General features: G+C 48.8%; 3 protein-coding genes. All 3 read right to left on the minus strand.

The genetic code is table 11. The annotated features are described in order from the left end of the window. On the minus strand, positions 1 to 209 hold a 209-nt coding region (locus CSR04_RS24505; RefSeq protein ID WP_146027254.1), incomplete at its 3' end, for a hypothetical protein. 87 nt (positions 210 to 296) lie between these two features. Then, positions 297 to 3,467, minus strand: coding sequence for a TonB-dependent receptor (locus CSR04_RS24510; protein ID WP_102798981.1), 3,171 nt, complete (start codon positions 3,465 to 3,467; stop codon positions 297 to 299). 503 nt (positions 3,468 to 3,970) lie between these two features. Continuing rightward, a partial coding sequence (locus CSR04_RS24515; protein WP_146027255.1) for an alpha/beta hydrolase family protein occupies positions 3,971 to 5,224 on the minus strand: 1,254 nt, incomplete at its 5' end.

Genomic DNA, 5,224 nt, shown 5'->3' on the forward strand with positions numbered 1-5,224 from the left:
GTATTGAGGCTACTGACATTTCTGACTTCAATAATATAGTCACCATTTTTACTGGTGGCTCTGAGCACAGCCAGGCGTTTACCGTCGGGTGAGACACTGGCCTGTTGGATGGCTGGCAATGCCGCGAAGGCGTCCACTTCATACGTGGTTTGGGCCTGGGATATAGCGCCGAATAAGGACAGGCTAACGATTGCTAGCAGTTTTTTCATATTAATTATTTTCCCCAAAACGTCAGAAACAAAAGGCACCAGAGTATTGCTACTAAGGTGCCTTTATTTAGCTCTTTAAGTTAGTTATTAGAAATCCACACCAAAGTTCAGGTATGCAGTCCGACCAAACAGGTCATAACCAACACCCAGAGGGATGTTTCTTCTGGAGAACACACCGTCATCGTCGGCTTTGGGCGGAGCTTCGTCAAATACGTTGCGGATCCCGAAAGTGACGCTGTAGTTGTCATGTGTCCAGTTCAGGGATACGTCATGACGATAATAGTCTTCTGTATACCATACCGGGCGACACTGAATGTCCAGACCATCACAAGGCGGGGTGGTGCTGTCATTGGCAAACTCGCCGGCGTCGTCCAGCTCACCTGCACCGATAAAGCGGGTGATCCAGCTCAGACGGAAATCATCATAACCAAACGACAGCCTGGCGCTGGCACGCCATTCGGGCATTGCTGGCTCGCCGACGTTATCATCGATTGAACCAAGAATATCCTCAATCTGCTCTTTCATCTGGGTGGCCTGAAGGTCAAATACGACATCCAGAGTCTTACCACCCAGGACAAAGTCCTGATTATAGTAAATGTTGTAATCAATCCCCTTCGAGGTATACAGACCGGCATTGATAAAGCTGGCATCAATCATCTGCAGACGACCGCTTGCATCACGGCTGATCCGGTTACAGAAGCCGCTGGTGCCGTTTGGCTCCTGTTCATTGTCATAACACTGGTCAACAATATATTGACGGGCAGGTTCAATAATGGCGTCGGTAATCTCGATGTCATACCAGGAAACAGACAAGGTTAAATCAAAGTCTTCGGAGAATGGCTGTTCGAAAACAAAACCATAGGTTTTTGCTGTAGAGTTCTCTTCCTTCAGCTCTTCAGAGCCACCAGTCACTATCTCTGTATTAACATTGCTGCTATAGCTGGTTCCGGTCAGGCCTAATCCCAATCCAGTTGGATCCACCCCATTGTTTTGACAGGCGGTCAATACCCGGGCTAAACGGGTTTCTTCCGCTGCGTCATAGGTAGAAGGCAGGTTGGGATCCAGTGATTCCACGCGGGCCGCTTCTGGTACCACACAGTGGTCAGTTACATTATTGAAACCAGTGGTACCATTCAGGAAACGCTCACGCAGGTTAGGCGCGCGATAAGACGTGCCCTTAGTACCACGAAGGGTAAACCACTCAACCGGACGATACACCATTTTCAGACTGTAAGTTGACGCCGGGTCATAGTAGCTTTCGTCTGACCAACGGCCTGATGCTGTCAGCGTTAACTCTTCTGCCCACTCTTTACCACGCAACAGTGGGAATTCGAACTCAGTGAAGATTTCACGCATATTACGTGAACCATCTGCACCTTGGTCGGTGAAGTAGTTAAACATCAAGCCTTTAGCTGCGATATCGTTAGGATTGGATTCAATCTCGTCTTTACGGAATTCCGCACCCAGTACCATAGGAACAATTTCGTCGTTCCACGGTAAGGCAAACAGATCACCTGTTATATAACCACTGATAATGCTCTGCTTAACCTTGGTTTCCATATAACGTTCGGTAAACAGATAGTTCTCTTCAGCTTCGGTGAAATGACCACCACCCAGTTGGAACAGGTTGTCAGCAAACATATTGACCGGTACACAGCCATCGCTGCCATTACCGCACGAATAGGTACCATCGTCATTCAGAACGGTAGTATTTAATGAGTGTTCCAGTCGCTCAGCGTGGATACCATTACGGCTGTCATCACCTTTTGAAGCACTGTAGCCTGCATACACTTCATAGGCCCAGTTACCTTGTCCTAAATTATCAAACGCACCGATGTTACCGGTAACGCCAGTCAATAAACGGTATTGGGATACGTCAATCTTGTGTAGTTCACGGTCACCACGAATACCATACAGGTATGCACGGGAGCGAACACCACCACGGTCAATTCCTAGCATTTCTTCACAGTTTATACCGTATGTGCCACAAGGGTTGAATGGGTTAGTCTTAGGAACCCAAGGAGCAAACCAACCGCCAGGTCTGAAGAACTCGCCGCTACGCTTGGCATACAGCCCTTCAAAGAATACCGTTGTGTCATTGTCGTCACCAAAACTATGCTCACCATTGACCATGATGGAGTAACGTTTCAGCGGGCTGATAAAGTCAGCTGAGTTGGCACGATCTGTCCTTTCGTAGGCATAGAATGGGTCCTGGAAAGAGATGTCCTGCAGACCATCGCCATCACCATCTACCATGCCAGCGTCTAGGATGCCATCGCCATTGCTGTCAACGCCGACCCATTCCGGAAATTCTCCTACGTATTGGAAAGGAACGCCCGACTCTGAGAAATTTGGCACACCGACGTTGGTTTTACCTGGGGTGTAATAGAGGCTGCCCCAGAAGTTCTCGGAAATAATCCGGTTAGTCAGTGGGAACAGATCGCATGAATCTTTTGCCAGCGCAGACGGTGCGCCACTGCGGTAATCGGTGAGTTTATTGCCGGCAGTATCTTCATAATATTGTTCAGTACAATTGCCGGTGAAGGAATTCTGCGCAAGAGTCTGACGGCGCTGATTGTTGTATTCCATACCGACAGTGATAAAGCCACTATCTGTTGTTGTTCCCCAGATTGCGGACAGAATTTCTTCTTCACCACCGGCTGCTTCCGGGTTGGAATAAGATCCTTCAATCTCAAAACCTTCCACATCTTTACGCAGAATAATGTTGGCGACACCGGCGATAGCGTCAGAACCATAAACGGTGGAAGCACCATCAAACAGGTTTTCCACTTTATCGATCATCACGCCGGGAATTAGGTTCAGATCCGGTGCAACAGGTGCACCACCGACGCCGGCTGGCGCGATACGGCGGCCATTCAAGACCACCAGAGTGCGTTCTGCACCTAAGCCACGGAAACCGATAGTCGACGCGCCTGGGCCATTGTCCAGTACATAGCCGCCAAAGCTGTTATCAATTTGCAGACCCGAAGCCTGGTTGGTGCTTTGCAGCATGTCTTCGGCATTGAATAACCCCATTTCACGGGATATTTCTCCACTGATGACCTGTACCGGGGAGGCGCTGGAAAACTCGGCCCGGCGAATACGCGAACCAGTAACAGCGACTTTTTCGACAACTTCTTCTTCGAGAAGGGTGTCTTCCTGTTGTGTTGATTGTGCCAATGCACCCTGCGAAATTCCCACCGTGCCTAACAGTAATGAGTACTGTATGGCGCGAGCGATTTTATGTTTTTTTAACATCATGTCTCCCTTCGCATGCTGCTGCGTAAAACAAGTTCCCTTGTCCACATTGCATGTATTTGTTTTCTTATGTGTTTACTGACTCCATTCAATCAATGAGGAATGAATCAGCGATAGCGTTTTATTACGAAATGATAACAAATGCAAAAAAATGTAATCACTTTGGCTTACTTTTGAACCTGACCATCTAAACGCTAAAGCGCAGCGGGCGTTGCAGGTACGCGATCGGGATAATGCTTCTATAGGATTTGAGTTATATAGGTTTTTCTGGCTAAAAAATATTCTGATTGGCGATGTTCTGTAACGTTTTTATTACGGATTTGATGGTGTGGAGCGCAAGTAATTGTAAGTATTTGTGTCTTTTGTTTGGCTTTTTGGATGATCTGCTGCCGCTAGCTTTGGTTTTCTATCGGTTGCGCCGGAGTTTTAAGTGTTCTGCTCTGTCTTGTTAGTCTATCGGGAAAGGGCCGCTACCAAGCGGCCCCAAACCTTCAACGATTTCCTTACCCACACTTATGCTCAAGCCAGTTAAGCAGCTCGCTGTAGAACAAGGTTTTGTGATGGTAGTAAAGGGTATTGGAGAAATGGTCAGCCCCTTCCAGCTCCACGTATTTGTGGTCTTTACTGAGCTTCTTAAGCTTTTCCACAAAGAGCCTGCTGTGTTCAACCGGTACCCGTTGGTCGATGTCACCATGGATAACCAGCAGAGGCACATTAACCTTCTCCACCAGGTCAAGCGGGTTAACCCCTTTAATCGTGGGTCGCTGTAATTCACGGGAGAAGCGGTTCTCGTTCAGGGTGGCATTGATGCGCCCCAGATCACTGACGCCCGCGCCAGCGATACTGCATTTGTACAGGTTGTTGTCGCGCATGGAGCCAACGAAGGCAGAATAGCCGCCGAAACTCCAGCCGAACATGGCTAGTTTGTTGGGGTCAGCCAGACCTTTGGCGACCAGGAATTGCGCCCCGTCATCCATATCATCCTGCATTTTCAGGCCCCATTGCTGGTCACCGGCCATCCAATGATCCAGACCAAAACCTTCGGAGCCTCTGAATTGTGGCTGGATAACCAGATATCCGTGATGAGCCAGTAGCTGTGACCATTCATCATAAATCACCACATCACGCGCCCAGGGGCCGCCATGGGGCATCACCACGGTGGGGAAGGGTTTGTCGCCTTTTGGCAGGGTGACATACGCAGGAATTTTACGCCCATCTCGGGCTTTATAGCTGATGTATTTCACATCAGACAGTTGCTCGGGCTTTAAGGTTGAGGTTTGGCCAATCAGGCTTAAGTCTTTCTTGTCCTTCAATAAATAGTAGCTGCCAGGGTCTTTGTCACTCTGGGTGAAGACCACAATGGCGGCATCATCGTCAGAGCGGCTGGCCATGTTAACAAATTTGTCGGCAAACAATGCCTGGATACCGTCAAACAGGGCTTGTTCGTCAGCTGCGACAAAATAACGCTCAGGTTGTTTGGCGGTATAGCTGAAGCCAAGGAGTTCACCGCGTTGACCGGGTTTGTTGCTGCGTATCAGGCCATCGACATCCACTGACTCCAGGCCAAACAGACGTTCTGAATACTGGCCGCTTTTAATGTTGTACAGGTAAATACCCGCTTTATCTTCGCCGTTAGTGGCTCTGACATAGATTTCCTGTGGGTCCTGTTTGGAGAAGCTGAGGAAATCAAAGGTTTCCCTTTTCAGGGGCGAGATGCTTTTGACTAGTTTCCAGTCGGCATCGGTGCTGGCACGGGG

Origin of the sequence: Bowmanella denitrificans, assembly GCF_002887595.1 — a bacterium.
In the GTDB taxonomy this organism is placed as follows: domain Bacteria; phylum Pseudomonadota; class Gammaproteobacteria; order Enterobacterales; family Alteromonadaceae; genus Bowmanella; species Bowmanella denitrificans.

Excerpts from the sequence above, each read along its gene's own strand:
- CSR04_RS24510 (WP_102798981.1), bottom strand. The coding sequence starts at position 3,467 with ATGTTAAAAAAACATAAAATCGCTCGCGCCATACAGTACTCATTACTG.